Genomic DNA, 22,410 nt, shown 5'->3' with positions numbered 1-22,410 from the left:
TGCCTGCTACGGTCTCCTACAACCTGGGGGTAACCATGAAGCTTCTGTCGGCGAGCATCTGCAACTTCCGCTCCTACCGAGAGCCGGTGACGATCGGCTTCGGGAACTTCACCGCGGTGATCGGCAGGAACGACGTGGGGAAGAGCACTCTCCTCGAAGCGCTGGAGGTCTTCTTCAACCACCAACTCATCAAGCTCGACCAGGACGACCCGTGCGTTCATGGGGCCGACAAGATCATCGAGATCGGGTGCGTGTTCGACAACCACCCGACAGAGCTCACGATCGATGTCGGGTCCTCCACGACGTTGGAGGCGGAGTTCCTGTTGAACCGCGACGGGCGGCTGGAGATCGTGAAGCAGTTCGACTGCTCTGGAAAGACGGTCAAGGAGGCGGTGTTCGCGCGCGCGAGCCACCCGACCCATGACAAGCTCCGGGACCTGCTGAAGCTGAAGAACACGGACCTGAAGGCACGGGCGACGGAACTCGAGATCGAGAAGGGAAACGCGGTAGACTTTCGATCGAACACCGCTCTTCGCAACGCCATTCGCGGTGCGGTGGATGACGGCGCCCGCGAGGAGACCTTGATCCCGCTGGCGGCCGACGACGGCAAAAAGGTCTGGGAGCTGTTGGAGAAGCACCTGCCGGCCTTCGCCCTGTTCCAGTCGGATCGTCCCAGCCGTGACGACGACCGCGAGGTGTCCGACCCAATGAAGGCCGCGATGGCGCTCGCGGTAAAGCAGGTCGAGGCCGAACTGGAAGCCATCAAGACCAAGGTTCAGGCGAGCGTCATGGAGGTGGCCGAGCGGACCCTTGCGAAGCTGCGCGAGATGGACCCCGCCCTCGCCGGGCAACTGACGCCGACGTTCAAGGCCGAACCGAAGTGGGACGGGTTCAAGCTGAGCCTGACTGGCGACCACCAGATCCCGATCAACAAGCGCGGAAGCGGCGTCCGCCGCCTAATCCTCCTGAACTTCTTCCGTGCTGAAGCGGAGCGTCGCCGGGAGGCTGAGGGAGGGAGGAACGTCATCTATGCCCTCGAGGAGCCGGAAAGCTCGCAGCACCCTGACAACCAGATCATGCTGATCAAAGCCCTTCTCGCCCTTGGCGAGGACCCAAGCACGCAGGTGCTGATCACGACGCACGTCCCGGCGGTGGCCGCGATGGTGCCGGTCGATGCGATCCGGCTCGTCAAGCGCGACGCGGCCGGGCACCCACGCCTTCGCGTCGGGGACGACGACGTGTACCGTGAGACCGCCGAAGCGCTCGGCGTGCTGCCGGATCGTCGAGCTCGCGTCGCGGTCTACGTCGAGGGACCCCACGACGTGACCTTCCTCACCGTCGTGGGGCATCTCTACCGCACCGAGGATGCAGGCCTGATCGACCTAGAGAATGACCACCGTGTGGTCTTCGTCCCGACCGGCGGCGGGAACCTCAAGCACTGGGTGAACAACCAGTACCTCCGGCATGCCGAGCTTACGGAGGTCCATATCTACGACCGAGACGACCAGCAGAACCCGCCGTACCGCGCGCATGTGGACGCGGTGAACGCTCGGCAGGGACGGGACATCGCCTTCCTGACCGTTCGGCGCGAGATGGAGAACTACCTGCACCCCGACTGCGTAACGGATACCTTCGGAGGATGCCCTGCCTTCACCGACTGGTGCAACGTGCCAACGTTGGTGGCCGAGCATGTCCATGCTGCGAGCGCGTCGCCGAACCCATGGGGGACGCTGGACCCAGAGAAGCAGTCGAGAAAGGCATCGCGCGCGAAGTACCGCTTGAACCAAGAGGCTGCCGCGGCAATGACGCTGGTCCAACTGAAGGCGGTCGATACGAACTCGGAAATCCTCGGATGGCTTGTCGCGATCCGCGAGCGGGCGGACGCTTGATCTAAACATCGGGCATATGCCGCACGCGGCGGCAGGCCATCCCGCGTTGTCCAGCCCCAGAAGGGGCCGTCAGCAGGGCGGAGCCGCGCCGCGCCCTCCGAAGCGCCGAAGGTGCGCCGTAGCCCTGTGGTCAACGCGGGGTGGGCGGATCGACCGGCCGCAAGCCCCGAGCGGATTTCGTTGCCTACGACCGTAACGAGATTTCGCATCACGGAGTGGGCATGCGGACGGTCGAGCTATTCTGTGGGGCGGGCGGACTCTCGCTCGGGCTGGGCCGGGCCGGATGCGAGGTGGTCCGCGCGCTGGATGTCTGGCCGGAAGCGGTCGCCGTGTACCGTGCGAACCTCGGCGAGGCAGCCGAGGTGGCGGACCTGTCCGACCTGATGGTCGTCGCGCCCGCCGTGGCGGCGCTGCGGCCCGATCTGATCGCAGGCGGGCCGCCCTGCCAGGACTTCTCGGCGGCCGGCCCTCGCGTCGAAGGCGAGCGCGCATCCCTCATGGTCGCCTTTGCCATGGTCGTGGTTGTCGCGCGGCCGCGCTGGCTGCTCCTCGAGAACGTCCCCCGGGCCAAGGATTCGGCCGCTTGGGCGGCTGCCCGCGAACTCCTGACGCGGGCCGGCTACGGACTGACGGAGACGGTCGTGGATGCCTCGCGGTATGGGGTCGGGCAGTCGCGCCGACGTCTGATCGTGGTGGGACGGCTCGGCGAGGCGGACGGGTTCTTCGCGTCCGCGATCCGCGACGCGGCGAGCGCACGGCCGACCACCATCCGCGACGTGCTCGGCGGTGAGGTGGCGGAGGTCGTCCACGCGCATCCTCGGGTGTCGGGCAAGCGGCGTTTGTGGAGCGTGGATGCGCCGGGGCCGACGATCCGCGAATCCTCTCGGCGGCCAATGCCGACAGGGGCCGTGCTGATCGACTCGGACGCGGCCCTCCTGAGGGCGGGGGCGGTGTACGTGAGGCCCTTTGGGGGCGGACGCGGTGTCCGTTCGGTGGACGAGCCGTGCCTCGCGATCGTCCGCACGTCGGCGGAGCGTCCGGGGCCGCGCTACCTGTCTGCCCCACACCGTGGCGATGTCCTGCCGGTCGCGGAGGTCCCGTGCCTGACACGGGAACAGGCCTCGCGTTTGCAGGGGTTCCCGGCGGGCTGGGACTGGTCCCCTGCGGGCCGACTACGGAACGTCGATCAGATGATCGCCAACGCGGTGCCGTCTGCGCTCGGCGAGGCGATCGGACGCGCGATCCTCGCCCGCGACCGCGGCGAGAGCGTGCCGGCCGTCGAGCCGGGGTTCTCTGCCTGGCTCCGCTCGCGCGGGGTGGTCGTCGGGCAGGTGCTGCGCAACAGGCGGGCGCAACTCGGCCGCGCGCGGCGCCTGCTCGGGGGGCGAATCATTGCGGACCTCGCGGCGGATATCGCGGCGCTGGAGGCGGCGGAAGGTTTCGCGGCCCTCTCGACGGGGGTGCGGTCGGACCTGCGCGCGGCGCTGCGGCTGCACGCCGAATGGCGGGCGCTGCCGCCGCCTGAGTCGAGGCGCGCGAGACGGGCGGAGGTTGTCCCCGCGGAGGAGATGGCGGACGTTCGGCGGGCGGCCTGACCCCCTCCCGGTCCTTCGGACCGGCTCCACCCCTCCCCGGAGGGGAAGGGTTCACGCCCCTCGCGGGGGGCGTTGCCGGGTTCGGGCGGGTCGCGCCGGCTACGCCGACGCTCGCCGCCCGCGCTTGGTCTTGGCGGGTGCCCGAGCGCGGAGTTCGGCAAGGTCGGGGACATTGCGAAACCGGGGCTTCGGTCTGGTCTGCTTGGCCTTTGGCAACGGACGCGACGGCGCCTCGCGATACGGCGAGATTTCTACGCCGCGAGGAAGTGGCGCACGCTCGATCGCCTCCACCTCGTCGGCTGTCAGGGTCCGGAAGCCGTACTTGTCCCCGGTCGTCTTGGGAGCGTGACCGCATTGAAAGTCGGCCGTTCGGTCGCCGACGTGCGGTCGAAGCCAGGCCTTGGTGTTGTGGCGGAGGGAGTGGAACACCTGCTTCTGGCGCTTGCGAATGCCGAGCCGCGTCATCCAATGTCCCATGCGCTTCTGGGCAGTCTGCGCTGGGTCCTTCGAGTCGTGGAACTCGGGGAATAGAAAACCCTCAATGCCCTGGGCCCACGCGACGAATCCGACCTCTTGAAGGATCGGATGCAGGGCGACGAGACGACGGGAGGTCGGGGTCTTCAATGGGCGCGGCTTTTCGATGCCGCCGACAAGGACGGGCGAGCGTAGGTCGATCACCAGGTTCCCGTCGACCAGGCAGATGTCGCGCCCCTGTAGGAAGACGATCTCGGCCAGCCGCATGCCTGTCAGCAGGCCGATCAGCGGCAGCCAGCGCACATGCGGGTCCGCGTAGGTCGCGGCATCGGCCAGCCATAGGTTCAAGGCCTCGACGGACAGACCCTCTCGGGTCACGGAAGGGGCCGCCGCTCGTGGCGCGGTGACCTTGACGGCGCCGAGGTCGCGCACGCCGGGCACCGTGGCGGCAACGGCGCGCCAAGTGGGGAGGAAGTCCGACACGTACCCCTTGACCGCAGACGAGGACAGGGGGGGCGGCGCTGGTCGGGCGGCAGCCTGTCGTTCGCGTCGGCCGCCTTCCGGGCCGTCAGTCCCGCGAACGCCTTCAGCTTGTGCCGGTTCGCTGGCAAGCGTCCGAGGACGTTCGCGAACTCCTGCACGTCGGCGGGAAGGTATGCCCGCAGCGGCTTGTCGCCGACGATCTCGAGGAAGGCGGCGAGCGCCTGCTGCACGCGCTCGCCGTAACGGCTGGCGGAGGTGCCACCTTGGTCGAGCGCGTCACGCCGGGCCTTCACGATCGGGGCCGCGACGACGCTGAGCAGGGAGTCGGCGGTGGGTCCCTCGGGAGCCGGCGGCGGGGCAGGTTCGGGGGCCGGGGGAACGGAAGCGGGCGCAGCCTCGCGGCGTTCGACGGCATGGAGGTCCGCCAGCGTCTCGCGGTACGTAGCACGCTCCGCTGACCAAGCTACGTCGTCGCGGTCCAGCACGGCACTGAGCGATTCGAGGCGAGACCGGATCGACTCGAGAGCGACCTTGCGGGCACGATGCGCCGCCGCTTCCGTCCGAAAGTGCGCGGCGAGCTCGTAGGCCGGGTCGTCGTGCATGGCCTTGTCGGCGGCCTGCGAAGCGGCGGACGACGCCTTGAGGGCCGCCCATCGGCTTGCGCGGTCAAGGTCGCGGAGTTCCGCGGCAAGGGCGGCGAGGCTCTTGTCGAGCGTCGGTCGAGTCATGGTCGGGTCCAGCATCAGGCCATGGCAATGACCGGCGAGGATAGCGGCCCGGCGTTGCGCTTCCGTTGCCGCGACTGGGCCAAGCCGAGCGCGCAGGGGCGTTCGCCCGAAGGATTCACGGAACCCGGAAGGGATTCGAAGCTGGAAGGTGAAGCCGCCCGGCCGTCGCCAGAGGTACATGCGCCGCGTCCCGTGTGTACGCGGAGGTGTACGGAAGGCGAAGGGCCCTAGAAAACGCTACGTCGAAACAATGGCCTGGGTTAGTGGTGGGCCCGGCAGGACTCGAACCTGCAACCAAGCGGTTATGAGCCGCCGGCTCTAACCATTGAGCTACAGGCCCCACCCTATGCGAGCCCTAGCGCAAACGCTTCGTCATCTCAAGCGGACTTGTAGGGGGGCGGGCGATGCGGACGAGAAATCGGGAAACTTCTGGCGAGGCTTTCGTTCTCTTCTCGACAGGCAAGGGAGTGAACATGTCTCAGATCGAACCCAATATCATCGACCCGACGAAATCGCCGCCGCCGGATTCGGTGCCGAATATCGATCCGCCTTTTACTCAGGACGACCAAACGTCTCCCGACGATATCAGGGAGCCGGGGGAGGGGAATGCGCCGATCGAGAAGGACCCGGAGGAAGGCGGCGGAGGCGGTTCAATCGAGCGCGCCGGGGTGCGTTGATCCGAAGGCTCGAGTGAGGAACGAGAAAGGCGGGGCTGCCGCGCACCCCGCCTTTGCGGTTCAATCCGCTTTGGATTTTTCGGTTTCGGCGGCCCCGTCGAGCGTTGCGCGATCGGTGCCTTCGCGGGCGATCAGACGCTTGGCCTCTTCGATGGAGATGCCGTGCTTGCCGGCCAGCTCTTCGGCCGCCAGATCGGGTGTCGCGCCCTCGTCAATCGGTGTGTTGCTCATGCTCGCGCCTCCTGTTTTCGACACAACGATAAGGCGCGGCGTTTGGTGCCCTTCGGCCCTGTGGATAGACGCATCAGCATTCGCCCTTTAGGCGCGGCGTTCTCATCGCGGGCGGCATTCCTATATAAGGATGGAAAGAGGAGTTGTGCCGTGAGTGTCGCCTTCGTCAAGGAACCCAACGAGAATCAGGTCGAGACGCTGCCCGACCGCGAACTCGGAACCGATCCGAACTTCGTGACGGCGCGCGGCCTCCAGCAGATCGAAACGCAGGTCGCCGAGCTCGAAGCCAAGCTTCTGGAAGCTCGGGACGTCGATGACAAGATCGCCTATGCCGCCATCCATCGCGACCTGCGCTATTGGCGCGCGCGGCGCATGAGTGCCGAACTGATCGCCCCGCCGGAGGCAAGTGACAGCGTGCATTTCGGATCGGAAGTGACGATCGAACGCGATGACGGACGGCAGCAGACCTTTCGCATCGTCGGCATCGATGAGGCCGATCCAAACGAAGGACTTTTGTCCTATGTCTCGCCGCTCGCCAAGGCGATTGCCGGCAAGGAAGTCGGCGATGTTGTGAAGGTCGGGCCCGCCGAGGCCGAGATCACGGAAATCCGACCCGCCGATTGAGGCGGGCCGTGACCTTGGAAACCGGCGTCAGGCCGGTTGAAGCGCCCGAATGAAGCGGCGCGTCGTTTCCGCGAACCCATGCTCCAGCGCATCGGCCGTGAAGGCGTGGCCGATCGAGACTTCCTTGAGCGCGGGAATGGCTTGGCAGAGCGCCGGCAGATTGTCGATCGTGAGATCGTGGCCGGCATTCACCTCCAGCCCCTCGCGCGCAGCGGTATCGCCCGCATCTTTCAAATGCGCTAATTCGCGCTGTGCCGCCACCGCATCGGAATGTGTGGCGCCATAGGGGCCTGTATAGAACTCGACACGATCGGCGCCGACGCGCCGGGCGATATTCAGCCCGACCGGCGAGGGGTCGGCAAACAGCGACACGCGAATGCCGCGCGCTTTCAGCCGGGCGACGATCCCCACCAGACGCTCCGCCTCGGCGGCGAAATCCCAGCCATGGTCCGAGGTCGCCTGCGTCGGATCGTCGGGCACGAGCGTGACCTGATCGGCGCGTGCGTCCTCGCAGAGCTGGAGGAAATGGTCGCTCGGATAGCCTTCGATATTGAATTCGGCGGACGGAAATTCGCGGTCGATCAGATCGCGCAGAGCCGGCACGTCGGAAAAGCGAACATGCCGCTGGTCGGGCCTGGGATGGACCGTCAGCCCGGACGCCCCGTTCTGAAGGGCGATGCGCCCGAAATGGATAACGTCAGGCCAAGGCAGGTCGCGGCGATTGCGCAGCATGGCGATCGCATTGAGATTTACGGAAAGGGTCGCGGTCATCGGCGGACGGCCTCCTGCCAGCCAAGCTCGCCTGCGGGATGAACCCGGCCGCTCGCCATGTCAACGCCCTGAATGGGACAACGCCCCGGCGGCACAGGCCACCGAGGCGTTGTTCAAGTCTGGCCGAAGGCTCAGTGCGCCGGCTTCGATGCCTCGTCCGCCGGCTTGGCCTTGCCCTGGCCCGTCAGCTTCAACACGAAGACGAAGAAGATCGGCACGAAGAAAACGGCGAGGATGGTCGCCGAGATCATGCCGCCGATCACCGTCGTGCCGATGGCGTTCTGGCTGGCGGCGCTGGCACCGGTCGCGATCGCCATGGGGAGGACACCCATGGTGAAGGCGAGCGAGGTCATGAGGATCGGCCGGAAGCGAAGATGCGCGGCTTCGATCGTCGCGTCCCGCAGACTCATCCCCTCTGCCATCAGATCCTTGGCGACTTCCACGATCAGAATCGCGTTCTTGGCCGACAGGCCGACGATCGTGATGATGCCGACTGTGAAGTACACGTCGTTCGACAGGCCGCGCAGCATCACGGCGGCGACACAGCCGATGACGCCGAGCGGCACGACCAGCATGACCGAGAAGGGGATCGACCAGCTCTCGTAGAGCGCAGCCAAGCACAGGAAGACGAAGAGCACGGCCAGACCGATCAGGAAGGGCGCCTGATTGCCGGACTCGATCTCCTGCAGGGACTGCCCCGTCCATTCGAACGAGAAGCCGGAGGGAAGCTGGCGGGCCAGTCGCTCCATCTCCGCGATCGCATCGCCCGAGGAGTAGCCGGGCTGGGCATCGCCCGAAAGGCGGATCGAGGGATAGCCGTTATAGCCGACGAGCTGCGAGGAGCCGAGCGTCCAGCGCGCATCCGCGAAGGCCGAGAGAGGCACCATGCCGCCCTGATTGTTGCGGACATTGAGGCGCAGAACCTCCTCGGCCCGCATCCGCGAGCGCTCCTCGGCCTGAATGATAACGCGCTGCATCCGCCCGCCATTCGGGAAGTCGTTGATATAGGACGAGCCGAGCGCCGCCGAGATCGTCTGGTTGATGTCGGTGAAGGTGACACCGAAGGCGTTGGCCTTCTCGCGGTCGATATCGAGTTCGATCTGCGGGCCGGGCGGCAGGCCCTCGAAGTTGATCCGACCTAGAATCGGGCTCTTGCCAGCTTCCGCGACCAGCTGGTCACGCGCCGCCAGAAGCGCAGGGGTGCCCTGATTGGCGCGGTCCTGCAGACGGAAGGCGAAGCCGCCCGTGTTGCCGAGACCCTGAATGGGCGGGGGCGAAAGGGCGAAGGCGATCGCATCCCGGAACTGGATGAGACGACCCGAAATGATCTTGGACAGCGTTCCCGCATCCTCGCCGGGGCCGCGCTCGCTCCAGTCCTTCAGCGTGACGAAGGCAAGGCCCGCATTCGCGCCCTGGCCGGAGAAGGAGAAGCCCTGGATCGTGATCATGCTCTCGACCGGCTTCTGTTCGAGGATGAACGCCTCGGCTTGCGACGTGACCTCGCGTAGACGGTTGCTGGTCGCGCCCGCCGGTCCCTGGAAGTTCGCGATCAGGAAGCCCTGGTCTTCCTGCGGTAGGAAGGCCGAGGGGATCTGAATGTAGAACCAGCCGAGGCCCGCCAGAAGCGCGAGATAGATCACCATGAAGCGCTTGGTGCGCCCGATCAGGAAGCCGATGCCACGCGAATACGAGCGCGAGGTCCGGTCGAAGCCGCGGTTGAACCAGCCGAAGACGCCGCGCTTCTCGTGATGATGCCCCGCCTTCACCGGCTTCAGGAAGCTGCCGCAAAGCGCGGGCGTCAGCGAGAGGGCGAGGAAGGCCGAGAAGAGGATGGAGGTCACCATCGTCAGCGAGAACTGGCGATAGATGACGCCGACCGAGCCGGGAAAGAAGGCCAGCGGAATGAACACCGCGCAAAGCGCCAGCGTGATGCCGATGATCGCGCCGGTGATCTGCCCCATCGCCTTCTTGGCGGCCTCCTTGGGCGACAGACCCTCGCTCGCCATGATGCGCTCGACATTCTCGACCACGACGATCGCGTCATCGACCAGAATGCCGATCGCCAGAACCATGGCGAACATGGTGAGTACGTTGATCGAGAAGCCGGCGGCCAGCATGACGGCGAGCGTGCCGGCCAGCGCGATCGGCACGACCAGCGTCGGGATGACGGTGTATCGGATGTTCTGCAGGAACACGAACATCACCACGAAGACCAGCGCCACCGCTTCCAGCAGCGTGTGGATGACCTTCTCGATCGAGGCCGAGACGAAGGGCGTCGTGTCATAGGGGATCTGGTAGCTCACCCCTTGCGGGAAGAGCGGAGCCAGACGCTCCATGACTTGGCGAACGCCCTTGGCCGCATCCAGCGCATTACCCGTGGGCGAAAGCTGGATGCCGATGGCCGCGCTCGGACGCCCATTCAGGAACGTGTTGAAATTGTAGCTCTCGGCGTCGATCTCGACCCGCGCGACATCGGACAGGCGCACCAACGAACCATCGGGATTGGCGCGCAGCACGATGGCGCCGAACTCTTCGGGCGTCTGCAACTGGCCCTTGACCAGGATCGTCGCCTGGATCTGCTGGCTGACCGGGTTGGGATTGGCGCCGATGGAGCCGGCCGCGACCTGTGCGTTCTGCTGCGCGATGGCGCCCGTGACATCGGAGACCGCCAGATTGAGGCCGACGAGACGGTCGGGGTCGATCCAGACGCGCATGGCGCGCTCGGAGGCAAATAGCTGTGCGCGCCCGATGCCGGGCACGCGGCGAACCTCGTTGATGACGTTGCGCGTGATGTAGTCGCCGAGGCCCACGGCATCGAGCGTCGACTTGTCGTCGCCGACGAGCGAGACGACCATCAGGAAGCTGGAACCGGCTTCCTCGACCAGAACGCCCTGTTGCGTCACCTGCTGGGGCAGGGAGGATTCCACGCGCCGCAAGCGGTTCTGTGTGTCCACGACCGCCTGGGCGATTTCGGTGCCGGCCGAGAAGGTCACGGTGATCTGCACCGCGCCGGTGGCGTCGCTGGTGCTCTCGAAATAGAGCAGACCCTGAATGCCGTTCAGTTCCTCCTCGATCGGCCGCGTGACCTGCTGATACAGGTCCTCGGGCGATGCGCCGGGGAAGGCGGTCGAGATGGTAAGCTGAGGCGGCGCGACATTGGGATATTGCGCGATCGGCAGCGACGGCAGGGAGATGACGCCTGCCAGCACGATGAAGATCGCGATCACCCATGCGAAAATGGGTCGATCGATGAAGAATTGAGGCATGTCGGTCGATCCTTAACGCGCGGACTTGGGCGCATCGCCAGCGGGCGCGGTGGCCTTCTGGCTGCCCGCATCCTGCGGGGCGGGATTGGTCGTGCCGGACGCGGCGGCGTCCGAGCCGGGGGCTGGCGTCGCCCGCTGGGCCTGCGGTTCGGCGGCCCCGCCGGTCGGCTCGGCCTCGGGCTTCTGCGTGCCTGCGCCGACCGCACCCGATTGGCCGCCATCCTTCGTGAGCGCGTCGGCCGCCGCGCCGACCGGCGTCCAGGGCGCGGGCGCGACGGGCGCGCCGGGGCCGATCTTCTGGAACCCGTCCGCGATCACCTTGTCGCCGGGCGCCAGCCCCTGAGAGATGACGGAGCGATTGCCGACGACGCGAACCACGGTGACATTGCGCTGCTCGACCGTGGAATTGCCGTTCACGAGATAGAGAAAGGCCTGGCCCGCCGTGTCGCGCTGAATGGCTTGGTTGGGAACTGCGAGCGCCTTGGCGTCGATGCCCTGATCGACCGTCACGCGGACATAAAGGCCGGGCAGGAGCGTGTCCTCCGGGTTCGGGAACTCGGCGCGCAGCGTGACCTGACCGCTGGTTTCCTCGACGGTGGCTTCAGAGAAGAGAAGGCGTCCGGGGTAGGGATAGTCGCTGCCATCGTCGAGCCGCAGGCGAACCTGCGCGACATTCTCCTCCAGCTTGGTCAACTTCCCCGTGCGCAGCGCTTCGCGCAGGCGCAGAAGCTGCGACACGGGCTGCTGGATATCGGCGTAAACGGGGTCGAGCTGCTGGATCGTTGCCATGGCGGTCGTGTCGGTGGTGCCGACCAGCGCGCCCTCGGTGACGATAGCGCGGCCGATGCGGCCGGAAATCGGCGCGCGAACCGTGGCGTAATCGAGATTGATCTGGGCGGAGCGCAACTGCGCCCGAGCGGAGGCAAGATCGGCTTCCGCCTGCTTCTGGGTCGCGATCGCGGTTTCCAGATTGGCGGAGCCGACCGTGTTGCGCGAGACGAGTTCCTGCGTGCGCTGGGCGTCCTGCCGCGCCTGCGTCAGCACGGCCTCGGCGCGCGCGACGCCGGCCTGCGCCGATTCGACTGCGACCTGGAACATGGCCGGGTCGATCTGGAACAGCGGATCGCCTTCCTGTACGTCCGATCCCTGCTCGAACACGCGCTGGATCACGATGCCGCCGACGCGCGGCCGAACCTCGGCAATGCGGGTCGAGGCGATTCGGCCAGGCAGTTCGGAGGTCACCGGAATGGCTTCGGGCTGGACCTCGACGATGCCGACCGGCGTCGGCGGCGGCGCGCCGCCGCCAGCCCCTTGCGCCGCGGCCGTCTTGGATTCGCCTTGGCAACCCGCGAGGACGAGAAGGCCAAGGGCTGTCGCTGCGTAAAAGGAACGTGCTGGAAATCTCATGGAACCGCTCTGTTCGCCGCCTCGCCCCACGCGAATGCGGCACCCCCGAATATTGCTGTGCAACATACATGCATGTATGACACTAAACAAGAGAACGGCAAGGCAGGCGTAATATGAGGCGGACGAAGAACGAGGCGATGGAAACGCGGTCCGCGATCCTCGACGCTGCGGAACTGACCTTCTTCGAGAACGGCGTCTCGCGCACCACGCTTGCCATGATCGCGCAGGCCGCGAGCGTCACGCGCGGGGCGATCTATTTCCATTTCGCCAATAAAAACGCGCTGTTCGAAGCGATGCTGGAGCGCGGCCGGCTGCCGCAGGAATGTTTCGTGGGGTTGGACGAACTCATGGCGGCTGCCGATCCGTTGGATCGCATTCGCGCCAATGCGATCGAGGCGCTGGAGTTCATCAGCCTCAACACGCGGACTCAGAAGATCCTGACGATCATGCTCCTGCGCTGCGAATATGTGGCGGAAATGGAGGAGATGCTGGTGCGAATGCGCGATGCGGACGAGGAGATGCTCGGCACGATTCGCTTCGCCTTCCAGGAGGCTTCGCGCCGCGGGCTCATGGCTGAGGACTGGACGCCCGATTCGGCGACGACCACACTCCATTGCGGCATGGCGGGTCTCATCAACCAATGGCTGAGATCGGGCTTCGGCTTCGATCTCGTTGCCGTTGGTCGGCGCATGGTGGACAGCCTGTTCGATTCCTTCCGCGCGCCGCCCACACCGGCGTAGGGGAGGGGGCTTCGACCATCAGGAACGGGAACGAAAAAAGCCGGAGGCGAGTGCCCCCGGCTTTTTCATGGACTTTGCGTTGGTCGTCGTCTCAGAGCGCGCTGGCGGCGAGACGGCGGTTGACGAGCAGCGCCAGCAGCGTGACCACGGCGCCCGACAGGAGATAGGCGCCGGAGAAGACGAGGCCGAGATTCTGGGCGATGGCCAGAGCGGCCAGAGGCGCGAAGCCGGCACCGAACAGCCAGGCGAGGTCGGACGTGAGAGCCGAGCCGGTGTAGCGCTGCGAACGCGGGAAGTTCGCCGCCAGAGCGCCGGAGCACTGGCCGAAGGAGATACCCAGAATCACCGAGCCGATGATCATGTAGATCGTCTCGCCGATCGTGCCGCCGTTCAGGAGCAGCGGCGCCAGGCAGCTATAGAAGGCGATCGCGCCGGCGCAAACGCCCAGAACGCGGCGGCGGCCGTAATGGTCGGCCAGCGGGCCGGAGGCGATGTGAGCCACGACGCCGAAGACCGTTGCGATGATCTCGATCAGGAGGAAGCGCGAGACGGGTTCGTTATTGAGATGAATCCAGGACAGCGGAAACACCGTGACCATGTGGAACAGCGCGAAGCTCGCCAGCGGCACGAAGGCGCCGATCACGATATTGCGTCCGTTGCGCGCGATGGTCTGGCGCACGGGCGAGGGGTGCAACTCGCCGCGCTCGAACATCTCGCGATAGTTCTCGGTGACGACGATGCGCAGGCGCGCGAAGAGCGCCACGACGTTAACCGCGAAAGCCACGAAGAACGGATAGCGCCAGCCCCAGCCGAGGAAGTCGTCCTGAGTCAGGTTGGTGATCAGGAAATAATAGAGCGCGCTGGCGACGAGCAGGCCGAGCGGCGCGCCGAGCTGCGGCAGCATCGCATACCAGCCCCGCTTGTTCTCGGGGACGGAGACGGCGAGAAGCGGCGCGAGACCGTCCCACGTGCCGCCAAGCGCCAAGCCTTGGCCCACGCGCAGCACGATCAGCGTGACGACGGAGGCGGTGCCGACGCTGGCATAGGCCGGCAGGAAGCCGATGACGATCGTGGAGCAGCCAAGGAGGAAGAGCGCGGTGGTGAGCTTGGCCGCGTCGCCATAGCGCCGGTGCATCCACGTGAAGAAGGCGGTGCCGATCGGGCGCACCACGAAGGCTAGGGCCAGGAGTGCAAAGGCATAATAGGTGCCGGTGACGGGATCGGCGAAGGAGAAGACCACCGCCGGAAACACGAGCACGGACGCGATCGCATAGACGAAGAAATCGAAGAATTCGGCGGTGCGGCCAATCAGCACCCCGATCGCGATTTCGCTGGGGCGAATTTCGCCGTGATGCGCGTTGGCGGCGCGCGCATCCCTTTCAAAGGCGGACGGAGCCGCCGCCGCACTGTTCGCACTCATCTCTGATCTCGCTCCTCACATTTCGCGAAGGTGGAACATTCGCGTTTCCCTCACGGCTTCCACCTTGAATATAGGCTCCGGCGGGCTTAACGAACGCCCCATAAACTATTTGCTGCGATGCAGCTAAGATAAAGCATGCAAGCGACCCCATTTCGCTGGATTGGACCGCTATCTTGAGCCGATTTCGCTTCCTAGCCCTCGCACCGCTCCTCGTCCTCATGGGGGGGTGTAACGCTGTCCTGCTCAACCCGGCGGGCGATGTCGCCCTTCAGAAGCGGGATCTCCTCTACATCTCCACCGGATTGATGCTCCTGATCATCGTCCCGGTGATCGTCGCCACCCTTGTTTTCGCTTGGCGCTACCGCCGAAGCAACAAGGATGCGACCTACGATCCCGAGTGGAACCATTCGACGCATCTGGAGCTGGCGATCTGGTCGGCTCCGCTTCTGATCATCATCTGTCTGGGAGCACTGACCTGGACGGCGACGCATCTTCTCGATCCCTACCGTCCGCTGACGCGAATCGCCGAAGGGCAGCCGGTCACGCCGGAGATGAAGCCCCTCGAGGTGCGCGTCGTCTCGATGGATTGGAAGTGGATGTTCATCTATCCCGAACTGGGGATCGCCACCGTCAACGAACTGGCCGCTCCGGTCAACACGCCGATCAATTTCAAGCTCACGTCCACCAGCGTGATGAACGCGTTCTTCGTGCCGTCCATGGCCGGCATGGTCTACACGATGGCGGGCATGGAGACGCAGCTGCACGGCGTCATGAACAAGGAAGGCATCTACGAGGGCATGTCGTCGCATTATAGCGGCGCCGGTTTCTCCTACATGAACTTCAAGTTCCACGCGCTGAACCAGCAGGGCTTCGACGAGTGGGTCGCCAAGGTGCGCGCCGAGGGGCAGCCGCTGAGCCGCGAGCTTTTCCTCGAGTTGGAGAAGCCCTCCGAGAAGGAGCCGATCCACTATTATTCGAGCTTCGCCGATGGCCTCTACCACGCGATCCTCAACAAGTGCGTCGCGCCGGGCAAGATGTGCGCCGACGAGATGATGCATATCGACGCGATGGGCGGTGCCGGCGTCGAGAGCCATGAAAACCGCGAGCGCCTACTCTATGATAACCGCCGCGCCGAACAGGGCGATGAGCCCTCGGGCGCGACCTTCCCGGCCAGCGGCCGTCTGCCGCATAGCGAGGACCAGCCGCAGGGCATGAAGCCCGACGAGCTGAATCCTCAGGTGAACGAGAGTGGGACCAGCACGCCGCCGGCCGGCCACAGCGACCACCAGATGCCCAATAGCGGCACGGGCGTCGCGCCGGCGCAGCTGAACCAGACGAACTAACGGAGCACCGTGTCGCACCCCGCCGGGTGCGACGCCAGACGATGCCATCGCACGAGTGCCAGAGATGCAAGAGAACTCAGACCTCATACGAATGATCTTCGGGCGCTTGACGCTCGAAGCCTTCCCGTATCACGAGCCGATCGTCGTCGTGACCTTCGCCGTGGTGATGCTCGGCGCCATCGCGCTTCTCGGCGCGCTGACCTATTTCAAGCTCTGGGGCTATCTCTGGAAAGAGTGGTTCACGAGCGTCGATCACAAGAAGATCGGCATCATGTACATGGTGCTCGGCATCGTCATGCTGCTGCGCGGCTTCGCCGACGCGATCATGATGCGTCTGCAACAGGCGATCGCCTTCGGAGGGTCGGAAGGCTATCTGAATGCCCACCACTACGATCAGGTGTTCACCGCCCACGGTGTCATCATGATCTTCTTCGTCGCCATGCCGCTGGTGACGGGCCTGATGAACTACGTCGTTCCGCTGCAGATCGGCGCGCGCGACGTGTCCTTCCCCTTCCTGAACAATTTCAGCTTCTGGATGACGGCGGGCGGCGCGGTTCTGATCATGGCCTCGCTCTTCGTCGGCGAGTTCGCACGGACCGGCTGGCTGGCCTTCCCGCCGCTGTCGGACGCGAACTACAGTCCGGGCGTCGGTGTCGATTACTATATCTGGGGTCTCCAGGTGGCCGGCGTCGGCACGCTGCTCTCGGGCGTCAACCTGCTGGTGACCATCATCAAGATGCGCGCGCCGGGCATGACGCTCATGAAGATGCCGGTCTTCTGCTGGACCTCGCTCTGCACCAACGTGCTGATCGTGGCGTCCTTCCCGGTGCTGACGGCGGTTCTGGCCCTTCTGTCTCTCGACCGCTACGTCGGGACCAACTTCTTCACGAACGATCTCGGCGGCAATCCGATGATGTACGTGAACCTCATCTGGATCTGGGGCCATCCCGAGGTCTACATTCTGATCCTGCCGGCCTTCGGCATCTTCTCGGAAGTCACCTCGACCTTCTCGGGCAAGCGCATCTTCGGCTACACGTCGATGGTCTACGCCTCGGTCGTCATCACGATCCTCGCCTATCTCGTCTGGCTCCATCACTTCTTCACGATGGGCTCGGGCGCGAGCGTGAACTCGTTCTTCGGCATCACGACGATGATCATTTCGATCCCGACGGGTGCGAAGATCTTCAACTGGCTGTTCACGATGTATCGCGGGCGCATCCGGTTCGAAACGCCGATGCTGTGGACCATCGCCTTCATGATCACCTTCGTGATCGGCGGCATGACGGGCGTTCTCCTGGCGGTTCCGCCGGTGGACTTCATCGTCCACAACTCGCTCTTCCTCGTCGCTCACTTCCATAACGTCATCATCGGCGGCGTCCTGTTCGGCCTCTTCGCCGGCATCAACTACTGGTTCCCTAAGGCTTTCGGCTTCAAGCTCGATCAGTTCTGGGGCAAGATGAGCTTCTGGTTCTGGGTGGTCGGCTTCTACGTCGCCTTCATGCCGCTCTATGTGCTCGGCCTCATGGGCGTGACGCGTCGCCTGCGTGTGTTCGACGATCCCTCGCTGCAGATCTGGTTCATCATCGCCGCCATCGGCGCAGGCCTGATCGCGATCGGCATCGCCTCCTTCCTCATGCAGATCTTCGTCAGCATCAGGAATCGCGAGAAGCTGGTGGACGTGGATGGCGATCCCTGGGGTGGCCGTACGCTGGAATGGGCGACGTCCTCGCCGCCGCCGAGCTACAACTTCGCCTTCTCGCCGATGATCCACGACGGCGATGCTTGGTGGCAGATGAAGCAGCGCGGCTATGAGCGTCCGCTGGAAGGCTTCAAGCCGATCCACATGCCCAACAACACGGAAGCGGGTGTGGTGATCGCGGCTCTCAGCGTCGTCTTCGGCTTCGCGATGATCTGGTACATCTGGTGGCTCGCCGTCTTCTCCTTCATCGGGATCGTCGGCTACTCGATCTATCACACGTTCAACTACGACAAGAGCTTCTACATCCCGGTGAGTGAAGTCATCGCGACGGAAGCCGAGCGGACACGTCTCCTGGCGGTGAAGGCGAAGAGCGCATGAGCACCAGCAGTTCTCACAGTGTCAGCAGCGACGAGATGACCTTCTACGTCGCCGACGAGCACGAGCACGCCGAAGGGTCCAGCACCATGCTGGGCTTCTGGATCTACCTGATGAGCGACTGCCTCATCTTCGCGTGCCTCTTCGCCACCTATGCCGTTCTCGGAACCGCCTATGCGGCGGGTCCGAGCCCGCGCGACCTGTTCGACCTCCCGCTGGTCGCGCTCAACACGTCGATGCTGCTCCTGTCGTCGATCACCTACGGCTTCGCCATGCTCTCCATGGCGAAGAACGACGTGCGCTCGGTGCAGATCTGGCTGGCGATCACCGGCCTGTTCGGTCTCGCCTTTCTCGGCATCGAACTCTACGAGTTCTGGCACCTGATCCATGAGGGCGCGACGCCCCAGCGCAGCGCCTTCCTGTCGGCTTTCTTCACGCTGGTCGGCACGCACGGTCTGCACGTGACCTTCGGCCTCGTCTGGCTGGTGACGCTGATGGTGCAGATTAATCAGCGCGGGCTAGTGCCGGCGAACCAGCTTCGCCTGTCATGCCTCAGCCTGTTCTGGCACTTCCTCGACGTCATCTGGATCGGTGTCTTCACCTTCGTCTATCTCATGGGAGTGCTTCGATGAGCGCCAACGCCCCCTCGACGAAACACGCCGCCCTGGCGGATGGCGCGGGGCAGGGGCCAAGCCACGACCATGGCCATCTCGACGGCCACGGCCATGATCACGGCACCATGGGCGGCTACGTCACCGGCTTCGTTCTTTCGGTCATCCTGACGGCGATTCCGTTCTGGCTGGTCATGGCGAACCCGCTTCAGGACAACGCCCTGACCGGCCTCGTGATCATGGGTTTCGCGGCGGTGCAGATCGTCGTCCACATGATCTACTTCCTACATATGAACGGGAAGTCGGAAGGCGGCTGGACCATGACGGCCCTGGTCTTCACCGTGGTTGTCGTCGTCATCGTGCTCGCAGGCTCGCTCTGGGTCATGTACCACATGAACACCAGCATGATGCCGGGTATGATGCAGATGCAGGACATGGGCTGACGCGTCCTGACCCCCGGTCTTCTGCGACCGGCGCAGCCTGCGCCTCGCTGATTTCAAAATCCGATCCGCGCGGCCTCGCCGCGCGGATTTTGCATATGTGCGGAAAGGCTTGAGATGAGCACTCGGTCGAGGATCCTCCTCCTTCTCCTGTCGCTCCCTCTGATCGCTCTCCTCGTCGGCTTGGGCGTCTGGCAGGTCGAGCGGCGTGCCTGGAAGCTCGATCTGATCGCCAAGGTCGAGGCGCGGGTTCACGCGCCGGCGAGCGACGCGCCGCCGAAGGCGCAATGGGCGGAGGTCAATGCCAGTAACGACGAATATCGCCATGTCAGTCTCACCGGAACCTTCCTGAACGACAAGGAAACGCTGGTTCAGGCGCTGACGGATCTCGGCGGCGGCTTCTGGGTGCTCACGCCTCTGCAAGCCGCCGATGGATCGATCACGCTGGTCAACCGCGGCTTCGTGCCTCAGGAGAAACGCGACGCCTCCACGAGGCCGGCGGGGCAGATCACCGGCGAAGAGACCGTCGAGGGCCTGCTGCGCATGAGCGAGCCGGGTGGAGGATTGCTGCGCGCCAATGATCCGGCAACCGACCGTTGGTATTCGCGCGACGTCGCGGCGATCGCGGCGCGACGCGGGCTGGTCAATGTCGCGCCCTATTTCGTGGATGCCGATGCGACACCCAACCCGGGCGGCTACCCCGTGGGCGGACTGACGGTGGTGCGCTTCAATAACAACCATCTCGTCTATGCGCTGACCTGGTTCAGCCTTGCGATCATGCTGGCAGGGGCGACGATCTCTGCCCTGCGTCATGATCGCAACAAGCCCTGACCCCGCGTTGCCGCCATGCGTCACGGCCTCGATCGCGACGTGTTTTGTGCTAGACGGGGGAGGGGATCGAGCTTCGGGGGACGCATGACATTGGCCAGGGGACGGGGCCCTCAGCGGGCCCGGCGCATCGCCGGTGCTCTGGTTTCCGCTGCGATCCTCGCGTCGGGTTGCGCGAGCCGACCCTATGCGACGTTGATGACCGTGGATCGGACGGTGCCGGGCGCGCACCGCGTCGATATGCTGGTCGCGACCACTCGTGCGCCGTCGCCTGTGCCGGGCGTTATCTTCTCCGGGGAGCGCGGGCCGGAGCTTTCGCTGGAAAACATTGTCGTTTCGATTCCGCCCGACGGCGTTCGCAAAGCCGGCGACGTGATCTATCCCAAGCGCAATCCGCCCGACCCCTCCCGCGAGTTCGTGGCTTTGCGCATCGATCCCCTGACCGAGCAAGGCGCGAACCGCTGGTTCGAGCAGCGCGAAGCGCCGAGCGGTCGTCTCCTGATCTTCGTTCACGGCTTCAATTCGAGCTATGAGGAAGCGGTCTTCCGCTTCGCGCAGATCAGCTACGATTCCGGCGCGGACGCCGCGCCCATTCTCTTCACGTGGCCCTCGCAAGGGTCGATCTTCGGCTATCTCTACGACCGCGAAAGCGCCAATTACTCGCGCTCGAGCCTGGAGCGGGTGATCCAGCAGGCGGCGGCGCGCAAGGACGTGTCCGAAATCACCATCATGGCCCATTCCATGGGAAGCTGGCTGACCATGGAAGCCCTGAGGCAGATGGCGATCCGCGATGGGGGATTGCCGAAGAAGCTCGGCAATGTCGTGCTGGCATCGCCCGATCTGGATGTGGATGTGTTTCGCGAGCAGCTGGACGAGATCGGCCCGGACCAGTCTCGCATCACGATCTTCACCTCGCAGGACGATCGCGCGCTTCTCGTCTCGCGCCGTCTGGCGGGCGGCGTTCAGCGTCTCGGCGCGGTGGATCTGACGAAGCCCGATGTGCAGGCCGGCTTTGCGAAACGCGGCATCAATGTCGTGGACCTCACCAGCGTTCGCACGGGCGACAGTCTGAACCACACGAAATTTGCCCAAAGCGCCGAGGTCGTACAGGCGATCGGTCGCCGCCTGATCGCGGGGCAGAAGGTGTCCGAAGGCAATCTCGGCCTTGGCGAAACGATCGGTGCCGCCGCCATCGGCACGGCGCAGGGTGTCGGCTCCGCCGTCAACGCGGCGGTGAATGCGCCTGCCGCTTTGGTCGATCCCGGCGCGCGGCAAAGGGTCGGCGAAAGTCTGCAGGATGTCGGCCGCAATATCGGCGGCTCGCTGCAGACCGTCACCGGCAATTGAGATGAGGTGAGCCCACCGTGCGGCGGGCTCTCCCATTCTGGGTCAGGCAGCTTTGCGCAGGGGCCTGACGTCGGGCGCTGCGACCGGGCCTTCCAGGCGCGGCAGAATGAGGAAGGCGAGCAGCGCCGACAGCGCCATGAAACCGCCCACGATCACCATGGGAACGACATATCCGCCGGTCCAGTCCTTCACCGCGCCGGTGATGTAGGGCGCGGCGAAACCGGCCACGTTGCCCATCGTGTTGATGAGCGCGATGCCGGCCGCCGCGCCCGCGCCGGTCAGAAAGCGGGCGGGGAAGCTCCAGAAGTTCGGCAGGGCCGAGAAGATGGCGCAGGCCGTGACGGTGATGACCGCGATGGTCGCCGCCGGGCTCTGCATGGTGAGCGCCAGCGGGATGGACACGGCCCCGAGCAGGGCGGGAATGCCGATATGCCAGGGCCGAACGCCCCGGCGCGTCGCGTCGCGGCTCCACAAAACCAGCGCGACGGCGGCCGGCAGATAGGGGATGGCGGTGATGAGGCCGCGCTGTATGACGGTGAACTTCGTGCCGAACGCCGTTTCGAAGCCGCCAATGATGGTCGGCAGGAAGAAGCCGAGCGCATAGAGCCCATAGATGAAGCCGAAATAGATGAGCGACAGCGCCCAGACACGCCCATCCGTCAGCGCCTTGCGCGAGATATGGCCGCCTGTCGATTTGGAACGATCCTCGCGCGCCAGTTCCTCATTCAGCCAGTCTCGCTCGGCCGGTGTCAGCCATGTCGCGTCGTTCGGCGTGTCCGGTAGATAGAAATAGGTGACGATACCAACGAGAATGGCCGGAATCGACACGCCCATGAACATGACGCGCCAGCCCTCCAGACCGAAGAGCCCGTGCATGTCGATGAGCAGCGAAGCGAGCGGCGCGCCGATCACGGTGGTCAGCGGCTGCGCGACATAGAAGACCGCCAGCACCTTGGCGCGGTGCCGGGCCGGCACCCAGAGGCTAAGGAAGAGGATCGCGCCGGGAAAGAAGCCGGCCTCGGCGATGCCGAGCAGGAAGCGGAGCCAGTAGAGCTGCGTTGCGTCCTGCACGAAGGTGAAGAGAAGCGAGACGATCCCCCAGCTCACCATGATGCGCGCCAGCCAGCGCCGCGCGCCGAACTTGTGAAGCGCCAGATTGCTGGGGATCTCGAGAATGATGTAGCCGAAGAAGAAGATCCCGGCGGCGAAGCCGAATTGGGCGGCCGACAGGCCGAGATCCTGCGTCATGCCGTTGGGGCCGGCAAAGCCGATGGCCGTGCGGTCCAGGAAATTGATGAAGAACATCAATCCGAGAAAGGGGACGAGCCTCCAGACGATCTTGGAGATCGTCGATGTCTCGACGCTGGTCGGGGTGCTGGTCATGGCTCGCCTCCTCCTTCAGGCAAAGCTCGAGCGCTCCGCCGGATGGGTCCGGTCGGCCGCTTCGTGTGGTGGGTGGATT

The 22,410-nt window shown here is 65.1% G+C and carries 19 protein-coding genes and 1 tRNA gene; 11 read left to right on the top strand and 9 right to left on the bottom strand.

Going from position 1 to position 22,410, the window contains the following annotated elements:
- Positions 1 to 35: 35 nt before the first annotated feature.
- On the top strand, positions 36 to 1,889 hold the full coding sequence (locus tag AUL36_RS19010; RefSeq protein WP_192843865.1) for an ATP-binding protein: 1,854 nt from the start codon (positions 36 to 38) through the stop codon (positions 1,887 to 1,889).
- A gap of 221 nt (positions 1,890 to 2,110) precedes the next feature.
- On the top strand, positions 2,111 to 3,484 hold the full coding sequence (locus AUL36_RS19005; RefSeq protein WP_156418478.1) for a DNA cytosine methyltransferase: 1,374 nt from the start codon (positions 2,111 to 2,113) through the stop codon (positions 3,482 to 3,484).
- A 99-nt stretch (positions 3,485 to 3,583) separates the two neighbouring features.
- Here the strand turns inward: AUL36_RS19005 and AUL36_RS19000 are convergent, their stop codons facing one another.
- The 3 genes from AUL36_RS19000 to AUL36_RS18990 form a co-directional block, all read right to left on the bottom strand.
- Positions 3,584 to 4,390 (bottom strand): tyrosine-type recombinase/integrase, encoded by an 807-nt coding sequence (locus tag AUL36_RS19000; protein WP_062223259.1) that lies wholly within the window; start codon positions 4,388 to 4,390, stop codon positions 3,584 to 3,586.
- Positions 4,333 to 5,349: a hypothetical protein gene (locus AUL36_RS18995; protein WP_062223257.1), complete on the bottom strand. Its 1,017-nt coding sequence runs from the start codon at positions 5,347 to 5,349 to the stop codon at positions 4,333 to 4,335. Before AUL36_RS18995 ends, AUL36_RS19000 begins: the two co-directional genes overlap by 58 nt.
- Before the next feature lie 84 nt (positions 5,350 to 5,433).
- A tRNA-Ile gene (locus tag AUL36_RS18990) sits at positions 5,434 to 5,509 on the bottom strand.
- A 133-nt stretch (positions 5,510 to 5,642) separates the two neighbouring features.
- Between AUL36_RS18990 and AUL36_RS18985 the strand changes: the two genes are divergently transcribed.
- Positions 5,643 to 5,846, top strand: a complete 204-nt coding sequence (locus AUL36_RS18985) for a hypothetical protein (protein WP_062223255.1) — start codon at positions 5,643 to 5,645, stop codon at positions 5,844 to 5,846.
- Positions 5,847 to 5,906: 60 nt separating this feature from the next.
- On the opposite strand, the gene AUL36_RS23950 is transcribed toward AUL36_RS18985, so the two are convergent.
- Positions 5,907 to 6,077, bottom strand: a complete 171-nt coding sequence (locus AUL36_RS23950) for a hypothetical protein (RefSeq protein ID WP_156418476.1) — start codon at positions 6,075 to 6,077, stop codon at positions 5,907 to 5,909.
- A gap of 150 nt (positions 6,078 to 6,227) precedes the next feature.
- On the opposite strand from AUL36_RS23950, the gene greA reads away from it, so the two are divergent.
- Positions 6,228 to 6,701, top strand: coding sequence for a transcription elongation factor GreA (gene greA / locus AUL36_RS18980; RefSeq protein ID WP_058599350.1), 474 nt, complete (start codon positions 6,228 to 6,230; stop codon positions 6,699 to 6,701).
- Positions 6,702 to 6,728: 27 nt separating this feature from the next.
- Here the strand turns inward: greA and AUL36_RS18975 are convergent, their stop codons facing one another.
- The 3 genes from AUL36_RS18975 to AUL36_RS18965 all read right to left on the bottom strand — a co-directional run bounded on the left by AUL36_RS18975 (position 6,729) and on the right by AUL36_RS18965 (position 12,145).
- A complete protein-coding gene (locus AUL36_RS18975) occupies positions 6,729 to 7,472 on the bottom strand; it encodes a pyridoxine 5'-phosphate synthase (protein ID WP_062223252.1) in 744 nt (247 codons plus the stop codon).
- 131 nt (positions 7,473 to 7,603) lie between these two features.
- Entirely contained in the window at positions 7,604 to 10,738 is a 3,135-nt protein-coding gene (locus tag AUL36_RS18970) for an efflux RND transporter permease subunit (protein ID WP_062223250.1), read from the bottom strand.
- Between the two features lie 12 nt (positions 10,739 to 10,750).
- A complete protein-coding gene (locus AUL36_RS18965; RefSeq protein ID WP_062223248.1) occupies positions 10,751 to 12,145 on the bottom strand; it encodes an efflux RND transporter periplasmic adaptor subunit in 1,395 nt (464 codons plus the stop codon).
- Positions 12,146 to 12,282: 137 nt separating this feature from the next.
- On the opposite strand from AUL36_RS18965, the gene AUL36_RS18960 reads away from it, so the two are divergent.
- Complete coding sequence (locus AUL36_RS18960) at positions 12,283 to 12,885, top strand: TetR family transcriptional regulator (protein WP_058633879.1); 603 nt, start codon at positions 12,283 to 12,285, stop codon at positions 12,883 to 12,885.
- 91 nt (positions 12,886 to 12,976) lie between these two features.
- Here AUL36_RS18960 and AUL36_RS18955 read toward each other — a convergent pair whose 3' ends face one another.
- Positions 12,977 to 14,305: an MFS transporter gene (locus AUL36_RS18955; protein ID WP_058599345.1), complete on the bottom strand. Its 1,329-nt coding sequence runs from the start codon at positions 14,303 to 14,305 to the stop codon at positions 12,977 to 12,979.
- Positions 14,306 to 14,523: 218 nt separating this feature from the next.
- On the opposite strand from AUL36_RS18955, the gene cyoA reads away from it, so the two are divergent.
- The 6 genes from cyoA (at position 14,524) to AUL36_RS18925 (ending at position 20,948) form a co-directional block, all read left to right on the top strand.
- Positions 14,524 to 15,648 carry a ubiquinol oxidase subunit II gene (gene cyoA / locus AUL36_RS18950; RefSeq protein ID WP_244493449.1) on the top strand — a complete coding sequence of 375 codons (1,125 nt, stop codon included), beginning with the start codon at positions 14,524 to 14,526 and terminating at the stop codon, positions 15,646 to 15,648.
- A gap of 64 nt (positions 15,649 to 15,712) precedes the next feature.
- Complete coding sequence (gene cyoB / locus AUL36_RS18945) at positions 15,713 to 17,725, top strand: cytochrome o ubiquinol oxidase subunit I (RefSeq protein WP_058599343.1); 2,013 nt, start codon at positions 15,713 to 15,715, stop codon at positions 17,723 to 17,725.
- Positions 17,722 to 18,354: a cytochrome o ubiquinol oxidase subunit III gene (cyoC, locus tag AUL36_RS18940; protein WP_062223244.1), complete on the top strand. Its 633-nt coding sequence runs from the start codon at positions 17,722 to 17,724 to the stop codon at positions 18,352 to 18,354. The genes cyoB and cyoC overlap by 4 nt, the downstream gene beginning before the upstream one ends.
- Entirely contained in the window at positions 18,351 to 18,776 is a 426-nt protein-coding gene (gene cyoD, locus AUL36_RS18935; RefSeq protein WP_058599341.1) for a cytochrome o ubiquinol oxidase subunit IV, read from the top strand. The genes cyoC and cyoD overlap by 4 nt, the downstream gene beginning before the upstream one ends.
- Positions 18,777 to 18,890: 114 nt before the next feature.
- Positions 18,891 to 19,604 carry an SURF1 family protein gene (locus AUL36_RS18930; protein WP_062223242.1) on the top strand — a complete coding sequence of 238 codons (714 nt, stop codon included), beginning with the start codon at positions 18,891 to 18,893 and terminating at the stop codon, positions 19,602 to 19,604.
- 84 nt (positions 19,605 to 19,688) lie between these two features.
- Positions 19,689 to 20,948: an alpha/beta hydrolase gene (locus AUL36_RS18925; RefSeq protein WP_062223241.1), complete on the top strand. Its 1,260-nt coding sequence runs from the start codon at positions 19,689 to 19,691 to the stop codon at positions 20,946 to 20,948.
- A gap of 42 nt (positions 20,949 to 20,990) precedes the next feature.
- On the opposite strand, the gene AUL36_RS18920 is transcribed toward AUL36_RS18925, so the two are convergent.
- The gene (locus AUL36_RS18920; protein WP_062223239.1) at positions 20,991 to 22,331 is read right to left on the bottom strand and encodes an MFS transporter; all 1,341 of its coding nucleotides are present in this window, start codon (positions 22,329 to 22,331) and stop codon (positions 20,991 to 20,993) included.
- Positions 22,332 to 22,410 lie beyond the last annotated feature (79 nt).

The organism is Aureimonas sp. D3, from assembly GCF_001463805.1.
GTDB lineage: Bacteria > Pseudomonadota > Alphaproteobacteria > Rhizobiales > Rhizobiaceae > Aureimonas > Aureimonas ureilytica_A.
Note: the sequence above shows the minus strand (reverse complement) of the source record. Positions and strands in the feature narration are given on the sequence as shown.